22 protein-coding genes are annotated in these 20,112 nt (G+C 70.6%); 16 read left to right on the forward strand and 6 right to left on the reverse strand.

The window, feature by feature from the left end:
- Window positions 1–68 precede the first annotated feature (68 nt).
- From EAH86_RS03215 to EAH86_RS03255, 9 genes are all read left to right on the forward strand, one after another.
- The gene (locus tag EAH86_RS03215) at window positions 69–1,082 is read left to right on the forward strand and encodes a rod shape-determining protein (RefSeq protein WP_140737514.1); all 1,014 of its coding nucleotides are present in this window, start codon (window positions 69–71) and stop codon (window positions 1,080–1,082) included.
- Window positions 1,083–1,085: 3 nt separating this feature from the next.
- The gene (gene mreC / locus EAH86_RS03220; RefSeq protein ID WP_140737135.1) at window positions 1,086–1,904 is read left to right on the forward strand and encodes a rod shape-determining protein MreC; all 819 of its coding nucleotides are present in this window, start codon (window positions 1,086–1,088) and stop codon (window positions 1,902–1,904) included.
- Window positions 1,905–1,907: 3 nt separating this feature from the next.
- On the forward strand, window positions 1,908–2,399 hold the full coding sequence (locus tag EAH86_RS03225; protein WP_140737136.1) for a rod shape-determining protein MreD: 492 nt from the start codon (window positions 1,908–1,910) through the stop codon (window positions 2,397–2,399).
- Between the two features lie 16 nt (window positions 2,400–2,415).
- Window positions 2,416–4,422: a penicillin-binding protein 2 gene (mrdA, locus tag EAH86_RS03230; protein ID WP_140737137.1), complete on the forward strand. Its 2,007-nt coding sequence runs from the start codon at window positions 2,416–2,418 to the stop codon at window positions 4,420–4,422.
- A 70-nt stretch (window positions 4,423–4,492) separates the two neighbouring features.
- Entirely contained in the window at window positions 4,493–5,887 is a 1,395-nt protein-coding gene (lpdA, locus tag EAH86_RS03235; protein ID WP_140737138.1) for a dihydrolipoyl dehydrogenase, read from the forward strand.
- A 53-nt stretch (window positions 5,888–5,940) separates the two neighbouring features.
- On the forward strand, window positions 5,941–6,546 hold the full coding sequence (locus EAH86_RS03240) for a GNAT family N-acetyltransferase (RefSeq protein ID WP_140737139.1): 606 nt from the start codon (window positions 5,941–5,943) through the stop codon (window positions 6,544–6,546).
- A gap of 41 nt (window positions 6,547–6,587) precedes the next feature.
- Window positions 6,588–7,694: an acyltransferase family protein gene (locus EAH86_RS03245; protein ID WP_161988553.1), complete on the forward strand. Its 1,107-nt coding sequence runs from the start codon at window positions 6,588–6,590 to the stop codon at window positions 7,692–7,694.
- On the forward strand, window positions 7,691–8,485 hold the full coding sequence (locus tag EAH86_RS03250; protein WP_140737141.1) for a sugar isomerase domain-containing protein: 795 nt from the start codon (window positions 7,691–7,693) through the stop codon (window positions 8,483–8,485). Before EAH86_RS03245 ends, EAH86_RS03250 begins: the two co-directional genes overlap by 4 nt.
- Window positions 8,486–8,519: 34 nt before the next feature.
- Window positions 8,520–9,461 carry an N-acetylglucosamine kinase gene (locus tag EAH86_RS03255; RefSeq protein WP_161988554.1) on the forward strand — a complete coding sequence of 314 codons (942 nt, stop codon included), beginning with the start codon at window positions 8,520–8,522 and terminating at the stop codon, window positions 9,459–9,461.
- Between the two features lie 26 nt (window positions 9,462–9,487).
- Here EAH86_RS03255 and EAH86_RS03260 read toward each other — a convergent pair whose 3' ends face one another.
- Window positions 9,488–9,838 (reverse strand): TfoX/Sxy family protein, encoded by a 351-nt coding sequence (locus tag EAH86_RS03260; RefSeq protein WP_140737143.1) that lies wholly within the window; start codon window positions 9,836–9,838, stop codon window positions 9,488–9,490.
- Between the two features lie 95 nt (window positions 9,839–9,933).
- On the opposite strand from EAH86_RS03260, the gene EAH86_RS03265 reads away from it, so the two are divergent.
- The 7 genes from EAH86_RS03265 (at window position 9,934) to EAH86_RS03295 (ending at window position 16,845) form a co-directional block, all read left to right on the forward strand.
- Window positions 9,934–10,887: a class I SAM-dependent methyltransferase gene (locus EAH86_RS03265; protein WP_161988555.1), complete on the forward strand. Its 954-nt coding sequence runs from the start codon at window positions 9,934–9,936 to the stop codon at window positions 10,885–10,887.
- Between the two features lie 200 nt (window positions 10,888–11,087).
- Entirely contained in the window at window positions 11,088–11,357 is a 270-nt protein-coding gene (gene rpsO, locus EAH86_RS03270; RefSeq protein ID WP_140737145.1) for a 30S ribosomal protein S15, read from the forward strand.
- A gap of 149 nt (window positions 11,358–11,506) precedes the next feature.
- Window positions 11,507–13,900, forward strand: a complete 2,394-nt coding sequence (locus tag EAH86_RS03275) for a polyribonucleotide nucleotidyltransferase (RefSeq protein ID WP_140737146.1) — start codon at window positions 11,507–11,509, stop codon at window positions 13,898–13,900.
- A 150-nt stretch (window positions 13,901–14,050) separates the two neighbouring features.
- Entirely contained in the window at window positions 14,051–15,271 is a 1,221-nt protein-coding gene (locus EAH86_RS03280) for an NAD(P)/FAD-dependent oxidoreductase (RefSeq protein WP_140737147.1), read from the forward strand.
- Window positions 15,272–15,355: 84 nt separating this feature from the next.
- Complete coding sequence (gene dapB, locus EAH86_RS03285) at window positions 15,356–16,105, forward strand: 4-hydroxy-tetrahydrodipicolinate reductase (RefSeq protein ID WP_140737148.1); 750 nt, start codon at window positions 15,356–15,358, stop codon at window positions 16,103–16,105.
- Entirely contained in the window at window positions 16,106–16,453 is a 348-nt protein-coding gene (locus EAH86_RS03290) for a hypothetical protein (RefSeq protein WP_140737149.1), read from the forward strand. It begins immediately after the preceding gene.
- Between the two features lie 23 nt (window positions 16,454–16,476).
- Window positions 16,477–16,845 (forward strand): VOC family protein, encoded by a 369-nt coding sequence (locus EAH86_RS03295; RefSeq protein ID WP_140737150.1) that lies wholly within the window; start codon window positions 16,477–16,479, stop codon window positions 16,843–16,845.
- 9 nt (window positions 16,846–16,854) lie between these two features.
- On the opposite strand, the gene EAH86_RS03300 is transcribed toward EAH86_RS03295, so the two are convergent.
- From EAH86_RS03300 to EAH86_RS03320, 5 genes are all read right to left on the reverse strand, one after another.
- Window positions 16,855–17,169 carry an AzlD domain-containing protein gene (locus tag EAH86_RS03300; protein ID WP_140737151.1) on the reverse strand — a complete coding sequence of 105 codons (315 nt, stop codon included), beginning with the start codon at window positions 17,167–17,169 and terminating at the stop codon, window positions 16,855–16,857.
- Window positions 17,166–17,903: an AzlC family ABC transporter permease gene (locus tag EAH86_RS03305; RefSeq protein ID WP_338325222.1), complete on the reverse strand. Its 738-nt coding sequence runs from the start codon at window positions 17,901–17,903 to the stop codon at window positions 17,166–17,168. Before EAH86_RS03305 ends, EAH86_RS03300 begins: the two co-directional genes overlap by 4 nt.
- A 56-nt stretch (window positions 17,904–17,959) precedes the next feature.
- On the reverse strand, window positions 17,960–18,559 hold the full coding sequence (locus EAH86_RS03310) for a GNAT family N-acetyltransferase (protein ID WP_140737153.1): 600 nt from the start codon (window positions 18,557–18,559) through the stop codon (window positions 17,960–17,962).
- 96 nt (window positions 18,560–18,655) lie between these two features.
- Window positions 18,656–19,132, reverse strand: a complete 477-nt coding sequence (locus tag EAH86_RS03315; protein ID WP_140737154.1) for a dihydrofolate reductase — start codon at window positions 19,130–19,132, stop codon at window positions 18,656–18,658.
- Between the two features lie 48 nt (window positions 19,133–19,180).
- Window positions 19,181–19,990 (reverse strand): thymidylate synthase, encoded by an 810-nt coding sequence (locus tag EAH86_RS03320; protein ID WP_140737155.1) that lies wholly within the window; start codon window positions 19,988–19,990, stop codon window positions 19,181–19,183.
- Window positions 19,991–20,112 lie beyond the last annotated feature (122 nt).

Raw genomic sequence — 20,112 nt, forward strand, 5'->3', positions numbered from 1 at the left:
GCGGCTCCCGGATCGGGGTCAGGTGCCGACCTAGCATCGCGGGCGTGAGAGGTGGTGTGCGCGGCTGGATGACGCTGGGTCGAGACCTGGCGATCGACCTCGGCACCGCCAACACGCTGGTCTACGAGCGGGGTCGCGGCGTCGTCCTCGACGAACCGTCCGTGGTCGCCATCGAGGCCGGCACCGGCAAGCTGATCGCTGCCGGCACGCGCGCCAAGGAGATGCTCGGTCGCACGCCGGGCCACGTGCGTGCGGTGCGACCACTGGCCGACGGGGTCATCTCCGACGCCGACGTCACCGAGCAGATGCTGCGGTACTTCGTCGACCAGGTGCGGCCCTCGCGCCTGATCCGTCCCCGCATGGTCGTCTGCGTCCCGAGCGAGGTGACCGGTGTCGAGCGGCGTGCCCTCGAGGACGCCGCCGTCCGCTCGGGTGCTCGTCGGGTCTACGTCATCGAGGAGCCGATGGCCGCTGCCATCGGCGCGGACCTGCCGGTCAACGAGACCTCGGCGTCGATGGTCGTCGACATCGGTGGCGGCACGACCGACGTGGCGGTGATCAGCCTCGGCGGCATCGTCACGGCGAAGTCCGTGCGCGTCGGCGGCGACGAGATCGACGAGGCGGTGATCGCCCATGTCAAGAGCGAGTACTCGCTGCTGCTGGGGGAGCGCAGCGCCGAGGACATCAAGGTGGCGGTCGGGTCCGCCTTCCCCCTCAGCGAGGAGACGAGCACGCGCGTGCGGGGCCGCGACCTGGTCAGCGGGCTGCCCAAGACGGTCACGATCTCCAGCCAGGAGGTCCGTCGTGCGATCGAGGGGCCGGTGCTGCAGATCGTCGAGCTGGTCCGCGCCACCCTCGACGTCTGCCCACCTGAGCTGGCCGGCGACATCCTCGACAACGGCGTCACGCTGACCGGCGGGGGAGCCCTGCTCCGCGGCCTCGACGAACGGCTCCGCCACGAGCTCGGTGTCCCGGTGCGGGTCGCCGACGACCCGCTGCGGGCCGTGGTGCGCGGCTCGGGCCGCTGCATCGAGGAGTTCTCCACGCTCGAGCGGGTCCTCATCGACACCCGCCGCTTCTGACCGATGCGAGTCACCTCCAGACGACGGCTGCTCGTGGTGCTGCTGGTCCTGACCGTCGCAGTCCTCGGTCTCGACGTGTCCGGAAGGGCAGGGGTAGGGCCGCTGCGTTCGGCCGGTGGCGCCGTGCTGGGGCCTCTCGAGCGGCTGCTCTCGCCCGGCGACGGAGCGGCAGCACCCGATGCCCAGTCGGCGCGCGACGCGTTGCGGCTCGATCAGGCGTCACAGCAATCCGTTGCAGGACAACAGCTTCGCGAGCTCATCGACTCACCTGACCTTTCCGGTCGTGAGTTCGTCCCCGCTCGGGTGGTCGGCGTCGGTCGTGAGGGCGCTGCCGGGCCCGAGCGGGTCACGCTCGACGTCGGGTCCCGCGACGGGGTGAGGGCCAACCTGTCCGTGGTGAGCTCCGACGGGCTGGTGGGCCGCGTGGTGGCGGTCTCGCCGTGGACGTGTGACGTGCTGGTCGTCGGCAGTGCGGACCTCGTCGTCGGCGTCACGGCCGGTGCGGGCGGCACGCTCGGCTCGGTCGGCAGCGGGGCGCAGGGCGAGCACCGCCGCCCCGCGGGCGAGCTCAACCTCACGGTCGTCGAGCGCGGCGCGGTGCGACCCGGCGACGTCGTGACCACGCTGGGCAGTGTCGGCGGGTCGCCCTTCCCGTCCGGCCTCCGGGTCGGGAGGGTGACGAGTGTCGACGAGGTGCCTGGCGACCTGACCCCCACGGCAGCCGTCCGCCCCGCCGTCGACCTGACCACGCTCGGAGTGGTCGGCGTCCTGCGCACCGGCCCGCGGTCCACGCCACGACCCGCCCTCACGGGCGGAGGCTGACCCGTGCCCGTCCCCAACCTGGCCGTCACCGCCCGTGGCCTCCTGCTGCTGGTCGCGGCGGTGGCCTCGGTGACCCTGGCCGCCCGCTCCCAGCTGGCGTTGCCCGACCTTGTGCTGCCCGTCGTCGTCGCGGGTGCACTGCGCACCGGCGCCTCCCGTGGCGCACTCCTCGGGCTCGCCGGCGGCTGGCTGGTCGACCTGATGCCACCCGGTTCTGCGGTGCTGGGCACGGCTGCCCTCGTGTATGCCGGTGCCGGCCTGCTGGCCGGGGCCGGTCGGCGCGAGGGGGATACGCCGTTCGGCTGGGTGGCCGTCGTGGGTGCGGCCTGCGCCGTGCTCGTGACGACCGGACGACTGGTGGTCGCCGCCTTGTCCGGTGCCGCCGTCGAGTGGCCGCTGGTCGGGATCCGCCTGGGGCTCACCGCGCTGCTCTGTGCGGTCTTGGTGCCCGTGCTCGTCAGCCTCGAGCAGCGGCTGGCGCGGGGACGACGATGAAGCCGCTGTGGCGGCCATGACGCGCTCGTCCGTCGTGCGGGACCACTCGACCCGTGTCTGGGTGCTCGCCCTCGTGGTCCTGTGCTTCATGGGAGCGCTGCTCGGGCGGCTGGGGCAGGTCCAGATCGTGGGTCACGCGGACTACCAGCGGGCGGCGGCGACGCTCAACACCCGCACGGTGACCGAGGCCGCTGTCCGGGGCCGCATCCTCGACCGCAACGGGGTGCCGCTCGTCGACAACACGACCGAGACGGCTGTCACCGTCGACCGAGCGGTGCTCGTCGATGCGAAGGATGGTGGTCGCGACCTCGTGCGGCGAGTGGCAGCAGTGCTGGGCGACCCGTTCGACCTGCTGTGGGGGCGTACCCAGCTCTGCGGCGTCAAGGACGCGCCGCCGGCTCCGGTCTGCTGGGCAGGGTCCGCCTACGTACCGATCCCGTTGACCAGCGGTGCCGACCCACGCAAGGCGCTGAGCCTCCTCGAACGTCCGGATCTCTATCCAGGAGTGGGGGTTTCGGCTCAGCCGGTGCGGGAGTACCCGGCCAAGGGGACCGTCAACGCCGCCCACCTCCTTGGCTACCTCGGCCGGTCGAGCGCCGAGGACCTGTCGGCGTCGAAGGGCTCGATCGGTGACCTCGACCTGGTCGGTCGGTCCGGTCTGGAGCAGGAGTACGACACCCGGCTCCGGGGCACCCCGGGGTCGAGCACGGTCGCAGTCGACCCGCGGGGCATCGTCACCAGCACCCTCGGACAGACCGACCCGGTGCCCGGCCAGGACGTCGTCACCAACGTCGACGCCCGCGTCCAGTCGGCAGCGGAGAGCGCCCTGGCATCGGCCGTGGCCACTGTGCGCACCCACGGCCACCGGGCCGACTCGGCTGCGGCGGTGGTCCTCGACGTCACGAACGGCGGAGTCGTCGCGGCAGCCAGCTACCCGACCTACGACCCGGACGTGTGGACCGGAGGTGTCACCCCGGCCGGGCTCGCCCGTCTCACCGACCCTGCTGCCGGGACGCCGTTGGTGTCCAGGGTGACGTCCGCTGGGTTCTCGCCGGCCTCGACCTTCAAGGTCGTCAGCCTTCCCGCCGCGGTCCGCGCCGGCAACTCGCTCGCAGGCACCTACAACTGCACGTCCAGCTACACGATCGGGAACCGCCGGTTCGCCAACTTCGAGTCCCGCGCCTACGGCCCGATCTCCCTGCGCAAGGCCGTCGAGGTCTCCTGCGACACGATCTTCTACGACTTCGCCTACCGGTCCTGGCTGGCCCAGGGCGGGCTGGGCGCGAAGTCGGACGCCAGGGACCCCTTCGTCGCGATGGCCGACGCGTTCGGGCTGGGGCGCCCGACGGGCATCGACCTTCCGGGGGAGCAGGCCGGGCGGATCCCCGACCGTCAGTGGAAGCAGCAGCAGTGGGAACAGACCCGCGTGGAGACGTGCAAGCGGGCCAGGTCCGGCTACCCGGAGGAGGCCGCCACGGACCCCAGCCGCGCGGCATACCTGAAGGAGCTCGCCATCGAGAACTGCCGGACCGGCTTCCAGTTCCGCGCCGGGGACGCGGCGAACTTCGCCATCGGCCAGGGCGACATCACGGTCACGCCGCTGCAGATGGCGCAGGTCTACGCCGCGATCGCCAACGGCGGGACGCTCTGGAAGCCGGAGGTCGCACGGGCCTTCGCGGCACCGGGCGGGACACCCCAGCCCGTGGCGGCGGCCAAGGTGGGGACGGTGGCCTTCCCGCCCGGCACCTTGGCCTTCCTCCACGACTCCCTGCGGGGCGTCGTGACGTCGGGTACGGCCAAGGATGCGTTCGCCGGCTTCCCGCTCGACCAGTGGCCGGTGGCGGGCAAGACCGGCACGGCCGAGGCGTTCGGCAAGCAGGACACCGCGTGGTTCGTGTCCTATGCACCGGCCACCAAGCCGCGGTATGCCGTGGCGGTGGTGGTCTCGCAGGGTGGCACCGGGGGCGAGGTCGCTGCACCGGTTGCCCGCAAGATCCACGACGTCCTGCGCACCCTGAAGTGAGGTCCTGCGACTGCTGGAGCAGGGATGGGCGAGGTGTGGCACCGGTGCGACAGTCAGTAGGCTGGCTGTCATGGCTGACTTCGATGTCGTAGTTCTCGGTGCTGGTCCTGGTGGGTACGTCGCGGCGATCCGCGCCTCGCAGCTCGGTCTCAAGGCCGCGGTGGTCGAGTCGAAGTACTGGGGCGGTGTCTGCCTCAACGTCGGGTGCATCCCGTCCAAGGCGCTCCTGCGCAACGCCGAGCTCTCGCACATCCTGACCCACGAGAAGGACAAGTTCGGGATCGAGGGCGACGCCACGATGTCGTTCGGCCCGACCCACGCCCGCTCGCGCACGGTGTCGGCCGGCATTGTCAAGGGTGTCCACTTCCTGATGAAGAAGAACAAGATCGAGGAGATCGACGGCTGGGGGACCCTGACCAGCGCCACCTCGATGGACGTCGCGCTCAACTCGGGCGACAAGCGCACGGTCACCTTCGACAAGCTCATCATCGCCACCGGCGCGACGACCCGGCTCATCCCGGGCACGTCCCTGTCGGACCGCGTCGTGACCTACGAGGAGCAGATCCTCACCGACCAGCTGCCCGGCTCGATCGTCATCGCCGGCTCCGGTGCGATCGGCGTCGAGTTCGCCTACGTCATGAAGAACTTCGGCGTCGACGTGACGATCGTGGAGTTCCTCGACCGGATGGTGCCGACCGAGGACGCCGAGGTGTCCAAGGAGCTGCTCAAGCACTACAAGAAGCTCGGCGTCACGATCATGCTCTCGACCAAGGTCGAGTCGATCGACGACAGCGGTGAGAAGGTCAAGGTCACCGTCTCGCCCGCTGCCGGCGGTGACTCCCAGGTCATCGAGACCGACAAGGTCCTGCAGGCGATCGGGTTCGCGCCGCGTCTCGAGGGCTACGGCCTCGACGCGCTCGGGATCGCGACCGAGCGGGGCGCCATCGTCATCGACGACCACTGCCGCACCAACGTCGACAACGTCTACGCGATCGGCGACGTGACGGGCAAGCTCATGCTGGCCCACACGGCCGAGGCGCAGGGCGTCGTCGCGGCAGAGACCATGGCGGGCGCCGAGACGATGCCGGTCGAGTACGACTTCATCCCGCGAGCGACCTATTGCCAGCCGCAGATCGCGTCGTTCGGCTACACCGAGGCACAGGCCAGGGAGAAGGGCTTCGACGTCAAGGTCGCGAAGTTCCCGTTCTCCGCCAACGGCAAGGCGATGGGGCTCGGCGACGCCGTCGGCTTCGTCAAGGTCGTGGCCGACGCCACGCACAACGAGATCATCGGCGCCCACCTCATCGGCCCCGACGTCACCGAGCTGCTGCCCGCGCTCACCCTGGCCCAGAAGTGGGACCTCACCGCCGACGAGGTGGCTCGAAACGTGTTCGCCCACCCGACGCTGTCCGAGGCGGTCAAGGAAGCCGTCGAGGGCATCGCCGGCCACATGATCAACCTCTGACCGCCTTCGGTCCCCAACTCATCGTCCGCCCAGGACAGTTCGGAGTCCCCGGTATGCCGCGCGTCCGCCTGCCGATCACGACCGAGCGGCTCGTGCTGCGCAGCTTCCGGCCCGGTGACGAGGACGACGTCTTCGCCTACCGGTCGGTCCCGTCAGTGGTTCGCTACATCCCGGGGGAGCCCAAGACCCGCGAGCAGGTGGCCGACCTGGTGGCCGAGCGTGCGACCGCGGGGCGGATCGAGGAGCAGTCCCCGAACCTGACGCTCGCGGTGGAGCTCGACGGCCGCGTCATCGGTGACGTGCTCCTCCTGCTCGACGGCCTGGGTGGCAGGGACGGACGGCAGGCAGAGATCGGTTGGGTGTTCGCGCCAGACGTCGCCGGCCGCGGGTACGCCACCGAGGCGGCCCGGGCGATCACGGATGCCGCCTTCCGCGAGGTCGGGGTACACCGGGTCTGGGCCGAGCTCGAGCCCGAAAACACCGCGTCGTCGGCGGTCTGCGAGCGCCTCGGGATGCGCCGTGAGGCGTTCTTCCAGAAGGCCTCCTGGTTCAAGGAGCGCTGGACCGACCTGGCGATCTACGCGATCCGCGCTGACGAGTGGTCCGGTGACCAACCCGTCCCGACGGTCTCGGACGAGCTGACCGAGACCGAGTCCTGATCGGCGAGGCTCCCGCTCCGTCATCGGAGCGGCGTTCACCGTTGCCTGCGCTCACCGGGCTGCGGGTGCTTGCTGCGTCCTGGGTGGTGCTGTTCCACTATCGCCCCGACCTCGAGGCACTGGCGCCGTGGACGACGCCCGCCGACACCTTCATGCAGGCCGGCTACCTCGGCGTGGACCTGTTCTTCCCCCTCAGCGGGTTCATCCTGGCCTACAACTACGCGGACTCGATGAGCACCTTCTCGCGGCAGTCCGCGATCTCCTTCATTCGCAACAGGTTCGCGCGCGTCTGGCCGGTGCACTTCGTGGCGCTGAACGTCGACCTCGCCATGGCGGTCGCCATGGGCACGCTCGGGATCGGCGAGGGAGGGCACCGACGCACGCCCGCGGCATACGGACAGAACGTGCTGATGGTGCACAACTGGTTCAACGACCGGCCCAGCTTCAACGGCCCGGCCTGGTCGATCGCCTCGGAGTGGTTCGCCTACCTGCTCGCACCGTTGCTCTTCGTGCTGGTGGCGCGCGTGGTGCGGGCCCGTACCTCGGTGCTCTTCGCCGCCCTGTCGTATGCCGCGATGCTCACCGTCTTCGCCCTGTTCGCCCTGCCGAACGGCAACCTCGAGCACATGTTCTACGTGCGGATCATGGGTGAGTTCATCGCCGGGATGTTCCTCTGCCTGGCCTGGGTGCGCGGCGGCCTGTCCCTCGGACGGCTGGCACCGCTGCTTCCGGTCGTCGTGCTGGCCGTCGCACTCGTGCCGGCGGTCTCCTCCAGTGACTACTGGATGGCGCCGGCCATGGGGCTCGTGGTCGCCGTCGTCGCGAGTGCGGGTGGCTGGGTCGGCTCGTGGCTGTCGACGTCGTTCATGGTGGCAGCGGGAGAGGCGTCCTACTGCCTCTACATGACGCACTACCTGATGCGCCCGGTCGTCACCTGGCTGCGCGAGTGGGGTGACGACGCCTGGTGGTCCGCCGCCTTGGCAGTCGCGGCACTCGTGCTGGCCCTCGGGGCGGCCGCCTGGCTGATGCACGTCCTGGTCGAGCGCCCGGCACGACGACTCGTGCACGTCCGCAGCCGCACCCCCGAGCCAGCCCCGGTCGGTGCGGGCCATCATGGACCCCAACCCGACCGAGAGGACTTCGCATGAGCCACACCGAGCCCGGTTCCCCGTCCCCGACGCCGTCAGGACTCAGTGCCGCTGCGTTCGCGTCGATGGCGGCGCGCGCCGTCACCCAGGTGGCGGCCGCGCAGACCGACGCGGTCGCCCGGGCCGCGCGCCTGATGGCCGACTCGGTCGAGGGCGGTGGTGTGCTGCAGGCTTTCGGCACCGGCCACTCGGAGGCCTTCGCCATGGAGATCGCAGGGCGGGCTGGTGGGCTGATCCCGACGAACCGGTTGGCGCTGCGCGACGCAGTCGCAGCGGCCGGGGTGGACACCGACCCGGAGGCTGCCGGACTGCTGGAGCGCGACGCGTCGCTGGCGCAGCACATCTACGACCTGGCCCTGGGCGCCGAGCCCCAGGACGTCTTCCTCATCGCGTCGAACTCTGGGGGCAACGGCAGCATCGTCGAGCTGGCGCGCCTCGTGCGGGAGCGTGGGCACAAGCTGGTGGCGGTCACCTCGATGGACCACACGACCCGGATCACGTCTCGACACCCGAGTGGGCTGCGACTCTTCGAGGTTGCCGACGTCGTGCTCGACAACGGAGCCCCCTACGGGGACGCGGTCCTCCCGCTGCCCGGTGGGGGAGCTGCTTGCGGCATCTCGTCGATCACTGCGGCGCTGCTCGCACAGATGATGGTCGCCGACACCCTGGCCCTGCTCCTCGAGCGCGGGATCACGCCGCCGGTGTACCTGTCGGCCAACATCCCTGGCGGCGACGAGCACAACGACGAGCTCGAGGCCCGTTACGCCGGCCGGCTCCGTCGCCTGCTGTGACAACGGCAGCTGCCACTGCGGCGGAGGCCGGCCGGTGAACCTCGTCATCGGCCTCGACGTGGGGGGAACGAGCAGTCGGGCACTGGTCGCCGACCTCGCCGGGCGACGCGTCGGCGTCGGCATGGGTGGTGGCGGCAACCCGTTGTCGCGCGGTGTCGAGCCGGCCGTGCGGGCCATCCGTTCGGCCCTCGAGCAGGCCCTCGTCGGTGTCGACCCTAACGCGGTGGCCGGCAACGTCATCGGTGCCGCGGGCTTCGGTTCACGATCGCCGGCCCACGGCGCACTCGGCGAGATGTGGAGTGATCTGGGGCTGCCCGGCTCTCCGGTGATCGGAGGCGACGCCGAGGTGGCGTTCGCGTCCGGGACGGCAGACCTCGACGGCTCGGTCCTCATCAGCGGCACGGGGGCCGTCGCGTCGCACTTCGTCGACGGCATGGAGGTGGGCGTTGCGGACGGGCTCGGGTGGCTGCTCGGCGACCACGGCTCAGGGTTCTGGATCGGGCGCGAGGCGGTGCGGCACTGCCTCGGGCTCGCGTACGCCCCGGACGGGGTCCTCGCGCCGGCCGTGGCCCAGGCGCTCCTCGGACGCCCTGACGCGACCCGGTCCGACCTCATCGCAGCGACGTACTCCGCGGCGCCCGTGCGCGTCTCGGAGCTGGCGCGGGCGGTGGTCACCGCCCAGGAGGCGGGATCCGTGGCCGCTGCGTCGATCCTCACGGCAGCAGCCGACAAGCTGGTGGAGACGCTGGCGCTCGTCAGGGCGCCGGGCGCGCAGACCGTCGTCGTGCTCGCGGGTGGGATGCTCCAGACGGCCCACCTGCGCGCGGGGGTGCGGGGGCGGGTCGCCGCCCGGTGGCCCGGCTCGGTCATCGCCCGGTCCGGTTCAGGTGCGGCCGGTGCGGCGTGGCTCGCCCTCCGTCGCCTGGGTGTCGACCTCCCCCTGTCGCAGCACGCGACCCTCACCGCTGCCCCCTGACGCCGGCCTCCCGTCGGTGCTGCGGGCTACTTCTTCGGCTTCTTCACCTTGGGCGGCAGGGTCGCGATGTGGTCGCGTGCCCGGTCCGTCCAGGCGGACACCTCTTCGTCGGGGAGCTCGGACGGGAGCGAGAGCCAGCCGTTCATCGGCCGTTCCGCGGGTCCGAAGGGACCTGCCCCGGGCAGCTCGCGGAGCTCGGCCAGGCCGTCTGCGTCGAGCTTGACCCCGATGTCCTCGGCAAACAGCCCGGCGAACATGTTGCCCTTGACGAAGGCGCCCACGCTGCCGAACATCGGCTTGATCTCGACGCCCGGCGCCTCGCTGATGAGGCTGCGGAAGCGCGCCTTGGCCTGGTCCGTGTGCTTCGGCATCTGCATGTCCACATCCAACCACCGAGCCGTCACGTGCGGACCTGCCGCGATCACCCATGACGTTGTTAGGCTCCCGGCATCACCAGCACCCGGAGGACTTCATGACCTTGCGAGGAACGGCGCGACGGACCCTTGAACCGGTTCTCGGCGTTGAGCGCACCAAGCGGCTGAGGCGGGCCGAGCGCACCTGGCGCCGCAAGGCGGCCAAGGCGATCTCGCCCGACGCCCCGCAACGGCCGGGCTCGGTCCAGCAGGGCCAGAAGCCCGAGAAGTTCCAGCCGTCTGACCCGTTCGCCGCCTTCCCGAAGCCGTCGTCCACCCTGCACGAGATGCTCGGCCGGCTCCATAAGCGGATCCAGCCGGAGACCTATCTCGAGGTCGGCGTGCGATGGGGCGACAGCCTGACGCTGGCCCGGTGCACCTCGGTCGGGATCGACCCGGACTTCAAGGTCACCCAGGAGCTGCACGGCCCGATGCACCTCGAACGCACCACGAGCGACGAGTTCTTCGCCCGGGACAACCCCCTCGCCGTGTTCGACGGCCGACCGGTCGACCTCGCGTTCATCGACGGGATGCACCTCGCCGAGTTCGCCCTGCGCGACTTCATCAACATCGAGCGGCACATGGCTCCGGGTGGCGTCGTGGTCTTCGACGACATGCTGCCGCGCAACCCGCTGGAGGCGGCCCGGGACCGCAAGACGGTGGCCTGGGCAGGCGACGTCTACAAGGTCGTGACCGTCCTGCGTGAGCACCGGCCCGACCTGGTGGTGCTGCCGCTCAACACGAGCCCGACGGGCACCCTGGTCGTCCTCGGCCTCGACCCGACCTCGACGGCCCTGGACGAGCGCTTCGACCAGCTCGTGCCGTTCCTGGAGGCCCTCGACCCACAGGACGTTCCCGAGGACCTGCTGGGCCGCAGCACAGCCCTGGAACCGGGTGTGCTGCTCGACACCGTCGACTGGGACACCCTCCGTGCACTGCGCCACCGCCCGGTCGGTGACAGCGAGCTGCGCGCCTTCGTGGACCGGCTCCGCGAGCTGCCCACGCTCGGCTGAGCCCTGTGCGCAGCGCAGCCCGCCCTGCGTGGTCGGGCTGCGTGTGGGCCGCGTGTCGGGCTGGCCGTCCCGGATTAGGGCGCGGCAGCACGCCGCTGGTAACCTGTGACTCGCCGTAGACCGGCCGCGGATCCAGAGAGCCCAGGTGAACCAGCCCTGGCGCACCGCGCAACGATCACACGAAGGAGCAGTGCCGACCCATGCCGTTGAGCCTTGACGTCAAGAAGAAGATCATGTCCGAGTACGCCACGCACGAGGGCGACACCGGTTCCCCGGAGGTCCAGGTCGCGATGCTGACGCAGCGCATCCTCGACCTCACCGAGCACTCGCGCCAGCACAAGCACGACCACCACAGCCGCCGCGGCCTGCTCCTCCTGGTCGGCCAGCGCCGCCGGCTCCTGCGCTACCTCGAGAGCGTCGACGTCGAGCGTTACCGCTCGCTGATCAAGCGCCTCGGTCTGCGCCGCTAAGCATTCGACAGGGACGGTCCTCCATGAGGGCCGTCCCTCTCGCATGGGGCCGGCACTTGACGCCGCCCAGCACGACAGCTGAACCAGTTCGACAGAAACCAGTGCACAACGACGATGCACCGGGACTACAGATAAAGAAGGAGGGCCCAATGGAGGGTCCAGAGATCCACTTCGCCGAAGCGACCATCGACAATGGTTCGTTCGGCACCCGCACGGTCCGGTTCGAGACCGGACGCCTGGCCAAGCAGGCCGGTGGCGCAGTTGCCGCCTACCTGGATGAGGACACGATGCTCCTCTCCACCACCACCGCCGGGAAGCACCCGCGCGAGGGTTTTGACTTCTTCCCCCTGACGGTCGACGTCGAGGAGCGGATGTATGCCGCGGGCAAGATCCCCGGCTCGTTCTTCCGCCGCGAGGGCCGCCCGTCCACCGACGCGATCCTCACCTGCCGCCTGATCGACCGCCCGCTGCGCCCGACCTTCAAGAAGGGTCTGCGCAACGAGGTCCAGGTCGTCATCACGGTGCTCGCGCTCAACCCCGACCACCAGTACGACGTGCTCGCCATCAACGCGGCCAGCGCCTCGACCCAGATCTCGGGTCTGCCCTTCTCCGGTCCGATCGGTGGCGTCCGCGTCTCCCTGATCGACGGCCAGTGGGTCGCCTTCCCGAACTTCTCCGACATCGAGCGCTCGACCTTCGACATGGTCGTCGCCGGCCGCATCGCGGGTGACGACGTCGCGATCATGATGGTCGAGGCCGAGTCCACCGAGTCGACCTGGAACCTCGTCAAGAACGAGGGCAAGCAGGCCCCGACCGAAGAGGTCGTCGCCGAGGGCCTCGAGGCCTCCAAGAAGTTCATCAAGCTCCTCTGCGAGGCGCAGGCCGACCTGGCCAGCAAGGCTGCCAAGCCGGTCCAGGAGTTCCCGGTCTTCCTCGACTACGAGGACGACGCGTTCGCCGCCGTCGAGTCGGCCACGTCGGCCGACCTGGCCGACGCGCTCACCATCGCGGACAAGCAGGACCGCGAGGGCCGCATCGACGAGCTGAAGGACTCCATGAAGGAGAAGCTCGCCGGTGAGTTCGAGGGCCGCGAGAAGGAGCTGTCCGCGGCATACCGCTCCGTGCAGAAGAAGCTGATCCGTCAGCGCATCCTGCGCGACAAGGTCCGCATCGACGGCCGTGGCCTCGCCGACATCCGCGCCCTGGGCGCCGAGGTCGAGGTCCTGCCGCGCGTGCACGGCTCGGCCATCTTCGAGCGCGGCGAGACCCAGATCATGGGTGTCACCACGCTGAACATGCTCCGCATGGAGCAGCAGCTCGACACGTTGTCGCCGGTGACGCGCAAGCGCTACATGCACAACTACAACTTCCCGCCCTACTCCACCGGTGAGACCGGTCGGGTGGGTTCGCCCAAGCGTCGCGAGATCGGTCACGGAGCGCTCGCCGAGCGTGCCCTGATGCCGGTGCTGCCGACCCGCGAGGAGTTCCCCTACGCGATCCGCCAGGTGTCCGAGGCTCTCGGCTCCAACGGTTCGACGTCGATGGGCTCGGTCTGCGCATCCACCCTGTCGCTGCTCAACGCCGGTGTGCCGCTGCGCGCCCCGGTCGCCGGCATCGCGATGGGCCTCATCTCCGAGGAGGTCGACGGCCAGACGCAGTACGCCGCGCTGACCGACATCCTCGGTGCCGAGGACGCGTTCGGTGACATGGACTTCAAGGTCGCCGGTACCCGCGAGTTCGTCACGGCCATCCAGCTCGACACCAAGCTCGACGGCATCCCCGCCTCGGTGCTCGGTAGCGCGCTGACCCAGGCCCGCGACGCGCGCCTGCACATCCTGGACGTCATGACCGAGGCGATCGACGCACCTGACGAGATGAGCCCCTTCGCTCCTCGCGTCATCTCGGTGCAGGTCCCGATCGACAAGATCGGCGAGGTCATCGGGCCGAAGGGCAAGATGATCAACCAGATCCAGGACGAGACCGGCGCCCAGATCTCGATCGAGGACGACGGCACGATCTACATCGGTGCGACCGACGGCCCCTCGGCCGAGGCCGCCCGTGCGCAGATCAACGCCATCGCGAACCCGCAGATGCCGGAGATCGGCGAGCGCTTCCTGGGCACCGTGGTCAAGACCACGACGTTCGGTGCGTTCATCTCCCTCCTGCCGGGCAAGGACGGCCTGCTGCACATCTCCGAGGTGCGCAAGCTCGTCGGTGGCAAGCGCATCGAGGCTGTCGAGGACGTCCTGGCCGTGGGCCAGAAGGTCCAGGTCGAGCTCAAGGAGATCGACCCGCGCGGCAAGCTGTCCCTCGCTGCGGTGCTCGCGGAGGGTGAGGGCGACGACGCCCCCGCCACCGAGGGTGACGCGCCGGAGGCCAGCACGGCGGACGTCAACGGCACCGAGGGCGACGCCCCCGAGGCCAGCGAGTCCACCGACGACCGCGGCGAGCGTCGCGAGGGTGGCCGCGGCCGTCAGCGCAACCGCCGCCGTGGCAGCGGTGACCGTGCGGACGGCGGTTCCTCGGAGAACACCGAGGGCTGAGCTCCACACACCAGCAAGGCCAGCGGGCCGGCATACCTCTTGGGTATGCCGGCCCGCTGGCTTTGGGTCCCTCCCACCCCTGGACCGGGGGAGCGCCGCTCCTAGAATTCCCTCAACGCTCCTTCACCGACCTGGACCAGAGGATGAGGCATGACTGACGACCGGACGTTCGTGGTGATCGGTGGCGGCCTGGCAGGCGCCAAGACCGTGGAGGCGCTGCGCGAGCGCGGCTTCGAGGGGCGCCTCGTCCTCTTCGCCGCCGAAGCGCACCTGCCCTACGAGCGACCGCCACTGTCCAAGGACTACCTCAAGACCGGCGAGAAGCTCGAGGACGTCTTCGTCCACGACCAGGACTGGTATGCCGCGCACGACGTCGAGGTGCGCACCGGCACCAGCGTCGCCGCAATCGACCGCGACGCCAAGCAGGTGCTGACCGACTCCGGCGAGCGGACGGCCTACGACCGGCTGGTGCTGGCGACCGGGAGCTCGCCGCGGCGGCTGGGCATCCCCGGGGCCGACCTCGAGGGTGTCTTCTCGCTGCGCACCATCGAGGACAGCCAGGCCATCCGGGCGGTCCTGGTCCCGGGAGGGCGGGTCGTCTTCGTCGGCGGCGGCTGGATCGGGCTCGAGGTGGCCTCCGCGGCCCGTGAGGCCGGCGCCGAGGTCACTGTGCTGGAGTCGCTGGAGCTGCCGCTCGTGCGGGTGCTCGGCCCTCAGGTCGCCCAGGTGTTCGCGGACCTGCACCGCGATCACGGCGTCGACCTGCGCACCGGCGTGACCGTCGATGCGCTGGAGGGCGACACCTCTGTCACCGGCGTGCGGCTGGGCGACGGCTCGGTCGTGCCCGCGGACGCTGTGGTCGTGGGGATCGGGGCCGCGCCCAACGTCGAGCTCGCGAAGGAAGCCGGACTGGACGTCGACAACGGCATCACCGCCGACGCGGTGGGCCGCACCAGCGACCCGGACGTCTTCGCGGTGGGCGACGTGGCCAACGTCGAGCACCCGTTCCTCGGACAGCGGATCCGCGTCGAGCACTGGGCCAACGCCCTGAACCAGCCCCAGCTGGTCGCCGCCGCGATGCTCGACCAGGAGGGGCCGGAACCCGAGCTGCCCTACTTCTTCACTGACCAGTACGACCTCGGCATGGAGTACCACGGCCTCGGCAACCCCGATGACGAGGTCGTCGTCCGCGGCGATCTGGCGGCCCGGGAGTTCGTCGCCTTCTGGCTCCGGGACGGCCGCGTCACCGCCGGGATGAACGTCAACGTCTGGGATGTCGGCGACGCGATCAAGGCCCTGATCCGCTCCTCGAGTGCGGTCGACACGGGCACGCTGGGCGATCCCGGCGTGCCGCTCGAAACGTTGACCTGACCTCTTCCCCAACAGCCCCGTCCCGCTGCACCGACCATCACCGGGTGGTCCTGTCGTGAGGCGGGCTGTCGTTAGGCTGGCCCCGTGAGCAACATCAAGGTGGCCGTGATCGGCGCAGCAGGACGCATGGGCGGGCAGGTGTGCCGGGTGGTGACCGACGCGCCCGACCTCGAGCTGGTCGGGAGATACGACCAGGGCGACGACCTCGGCGACCTGGGGGGAGCGACGGCGGTCGTGGAGTTCTCGGTCCCGAGCGCGTCACCGGCCAACGTGGCGCACTGCGTCGAACGTGGTGTGCACGTCGTCGTGGGGACCACCGGCTGGGCTGAGACCACGCTGGCGACCCTGCGTGACCAGCTCGAGCAGCAGCCGTCCGTGGGCGTCCTCATCGCGCCGAACTTCGCGATCGGCGCCATCCTGATGATGCGGTTCGCGCAGCAGGCGGCGCGGTTCTACGAGTCGGTCGAGGTCATCGAGCTGCACCACCCCAACAAGGTGGACGCCCCCTCGGGCACCGCAGCCCGGACCGCCAGCCTCATCGCCGCGGCCCGCGCCGATGCCGGCCTCGGTGACGTCCCCGACGCCACCACCCAGGACCCGGACGGTGCCCGCGGGGCTCGCGTCGACGGCATACCGGTCCACTCGATCCGGTTGCGCGGGCTGGTCGCCCACCAGGAGGTCCTGCTCGGTGGCGAGGGCGAGATGCTCACGCTGCGGCACGACTCCTTCGACCGGACGTCGTTCATGCCTGGTGTCCTCGCGGGAGTCCGAGGGGTGGCCGCCCACCCCGGGCTGACCGTCGGGCTCGAGCACTACCTCGGCCTGGACGCCTGAGTGCGCGAGAAGGTCACCGCACTGATCCTGCTCGTGGTGCTGGGGTTCTACTCGGCGACGATCGGCTGGCGCGGGGTCGAGCTGATCCGCGACGGGCGCCTGGTGCCAGTGCTGTTCGGTGTCGCCGTGATCCTCATCCCGGTGGTCGCGCTGCTGGCTATGGTGTCGCTCGTGCGGCTCGCCCGGGACGGCTCGCGGATGATGGCCCAGGCGCGGGAGTCCGGGGCGCTCGGGCCGTGGGCCGACGAGCTCGAGCAGGCCGAGACCTGCCGAGTCGCCAAGGACCGCAAGGGCGAGCAGGCGCACTACCGCGCCGCGGTCCGGGCCTGGCGCACCTCGCGTCCGTAGGGCCTGCGGCATAGCGTGGGCGCATGCATCGTTCGCGCATCGGCATCGTCCTCATCGACCACCCCAGCGACCACCATGACGACGCCCTGGCGTTCTGGGCGGGGGTCCAGGGTGTGCGCCCCGTGGTCGACGGGCCGTACGCAGGCGTCGGCGAGGTCGGGTCGCTCAACCTGGAGGTCCAGCGGCTCGAGGATGGACCCCCACGCGTCCACCTCGACATCGAGACCGACGACATCCGCGCCGAGGTTGCGCGGCTGACGGCGCTCGGTGCGACCGTCGTCGACGACCGCGACCGCTACGTCATCATGGCCGACCCGGGCGGGGTGGTCTTCTGCGTCGTCGGGATCCAGACGGGTGACCGGTTCCTCGAGGACGCGCAGGAGTGGCCCTGACCGGTGGGGTCAGGGCAGGCCCAGCAACCGCAGTCCGGCGGCGACGGCCGCGCCGAGGATGACCACGACGATGAAAGGGGCCCGCAGCAGCAGCGCCACGATGGCCACCCCGACGGCGGCCGCCCGGGAGTCGAGCGTGATTGCGCCCGAGCTCGACGTCAGGGTCTGCACGCCCACCAGGGCGGCCAGCAGGGCGATGGGCAGCGCCGACGTGATCCGGGTCGTGCGTTCGCCGTCGAGCCAGGACGCGGGCACGACGTAGCCGAGGAACTTGAGCACGAAGGCCAGCCCACCCGCGATCAACAGCGCAGTCCAGGTGCTCACGGTGCCGCTCCCGCGGCTCCGGCGGCTCCCGCGGTGCCCGCAGGGCCCGCATGACCCTGGTCGGGCCACCGGTGCGGGGGCGGTGGGTCGTGGTGGGCGCGTCGCCAGACACCGGCCAGCAGGGCCGTGCAGGCGGCAACGAGGACCGGCACACCGGCTGGCGCGTGTGGGGCGACGAGCACGGCGATCACTGCGGCCAGCACCGCTATCGCCACGGCGTCCTTGGACTTCAGCCGCGGCCACAGGAGAGCGCAGAACGCGGCTGCAGCGGCGGCGTCGAGCCCGTACTGACGGGGATCGCCCATGGCGTCACCGACCACCGCGCCGACGAGCGTCGTGGCATTCCACAGGACGAAGACCCCCAGGCCGGTCACCCAGAAGCCGAGTCGGGCACCAGCGGTCTCGGGCTGCGCCACGCCCACGGCCGTCGACTCGTCGATGGTGAGGTGGGCCGCGAGGGCCTTTCGGAGTCCGCGAACATCCAGCATCCGCGAGACCTGCAGCCCGTAGAGACCGTTGCGGACGCCGAGGAGCGTGGAGGTGGCGATCGCGGCCGGTCCGCCCGACGCGCCGGCGGCGATGACGCCCACGAAGGCGAACTGCGAGCCGCCCGAGAACAGCAACAGTGACAGGACCTGCGTCTGCAGGATCGACAGCCCAGCGGCCACCGACAGGGCGCCGAAGCTGATGCCGTAGGTGCCGGTCGCCACGGCGACCGACAGGGCCTGGCGCACGACCTGAGAACGTCGTTCCGGGGTCAGTGCGGTGCTGCCCACAGGCCCGGCCGGGCTCACTGGCCGGGGGGCTCTGGGGTGATGTCGGCGACCAGCCGGACCTCACGCGCGGTCTCGCCGTCGGGGGAGACCACCCGGTCGCGGAACGCGCCGTCCGGGTCCAGCCCGGCGTCGAGCAGGAACGCCCGGGTCGCCTCGTCGCTGGCCAGCACCCAGGTGTGGAGCCGGTCGGCGCCGGCTCCGCGCAGGGTGTCGACGGCCGCGTTGAGCAGCCGAGACCCGTGGCCGACCCGTCGCGCCTGCGGGTGCACGCCGAGCGCCGACAGCTCGCCGGTCCCCGGTGAGGCGTCGGGGTCCTGGCTCGGTCCGATGGCGGCGAAGCCCACAACCTGGTCACCTGCGCACGCCGCGAGCAGCCGGTAGACGCCCTGAGGCGGGGCCGCCAGAGACTGGCGCCACACCGAGGCAAAGGCTTGCGGCTCAAAGGTTTCCAGCACCTCGGCGGGCAGCACCTCGGCATACGCCTCGCGCCACACGGTGGCCTGGACCAGTCCCACGGCCGGGGTGTCGGTCTCGCGCGCCACCCGCACGCTCGCGTCAGCGAGCGGTCCGGGGCTGTGGGGGGAGTGTCCTGCGTGGTCGTGCTGGTGAGCCATGCCCTGCATCCTGCCATCGGTGACGCACGGAACCGGTGGCCGGTCGACCGGTGGAAGGCCCGAGGGGTCGCGGACGGGCCAGACGAGTCCGGCGCGTCAGGGGCGTCGGACCCGCTGGTAGGTGACCCAGCTGAAGCCGTCACGCGGTTCGCGGCCGACCTCGTGCCACAGGTCCGGCTCGATGTCGGGGAAGCGGACGTCGCCCTCGGGTGACTGGTCGACCTCGGTGATCAGCAGCCGGTGCGCCCACGGCATGGCCTCGGTATAGATCTGGCCGCCACCGCAGACGAACACCTCGTCGGCCGGCCCGGCCAGCGACAGCGCCTCGCTGAGGGAGTGGGCGGTTTCGACCTCGGCGTGGCTCCACTCGGCCTGGCGGGTCACGACGATCGTGCGGCGCCCCGGGAGCACCCGGCCGATCGAGTCGAACGTCTTGCGGCCCATGACCATCGGGTGGCCCATCGTGGTCTGCTTGAAGAACGCGAAGTCCTCGGGCAGGTGCCACGGCATGTCGTTCCCGGCGCCGATGACGCCGTTGCGGCCGACCGCGGCAATGAGCGTCACGTTGGTCATGCGCACAGGCTAGCGACAGGCGGACCGGGCCCACCCGCTCCGCGTGGCTCAGACGGCGATCGGCGCCTTGATCGACGGGTGCGGGTCGTAGCCGACGAGCTCGAAGTCACCGAGGTCGAACTGGTCGATGTCCTTGCCGGACGCGATCTTCATCTGGGGGAGCGGTCGTGGCTCTCGGGTCAGCTGGAGCCGGGCCTGCTCGACGTGGTTGGAGTAGAGGTGGGCGTCACCGAGGGTGTGCACGAAGTCGCCGGGCTCGAGGTCGCAGACCTGCGCCACCATCATCGTCAGCAGCGCGTAGGACGCGATGTTGAACGGGACACCGAGGAAGATGTCGGCCGACCGCTGGTAGAGCTGGCACGAGAGCTTGGCACGGTGGCCGTCCGACGCGGGCGTCACGTAGAACTGGAACATCGTGTGGCAGGGCGGCAGCGCCATCGAGTCGACGTCGGCGACATTCCAGGCGGACACGATGTGGCGGCGGCTGTCGGGGTTGGTGCGGATCGACTCGATGACCTTGGCGATCTGGTCGACGGACCGGCCGTCCGGTGTCGGCCAGGACCGCCACTGGTAGCCGTAGACCGGCCCGAGGTCTCCGTTCTCGTCAGCCCACTCGTCCCAGATGGTGATGCCACGGTCCTGCAGCCACTTCACGTTGGAGTCCCCACGCAGGAACCACAGCAGCTCACCGATGATCGACTTGAGGTGCAGCTTCTTGGTCGTGAGCACCGGGAAGCCGTCGGAGAGGTCGAACCGCATCTGGTAGCCGAACACCGATCGGGTGCCGGTGCCGGTGCGGTCGGACTTGTCCGTGCCGGTCGTCATGACGTGGTCGAGGAGGTCGAGATACTGCTGCACGGACGCAGCGTAACGCGAGCCGACGACACCCGCAGGGACCCGACCACAACCTCCAGGTATGCCGCGTGGCCGGCCACGCGGCATACTTGGTCGTCCGTGGCGGGGAGGGCCGGTTGGCGCCA

This window comes from Pedococcus bigeumensis (genome assembly GCF_006438965.1).
Classification (GTDB): Bacteria; Actinomycetota; Actinomycetes; order Actinomycetales; family Dermatophilaceae; genus Pedococcus; species Pedococcus bigeumensis_A.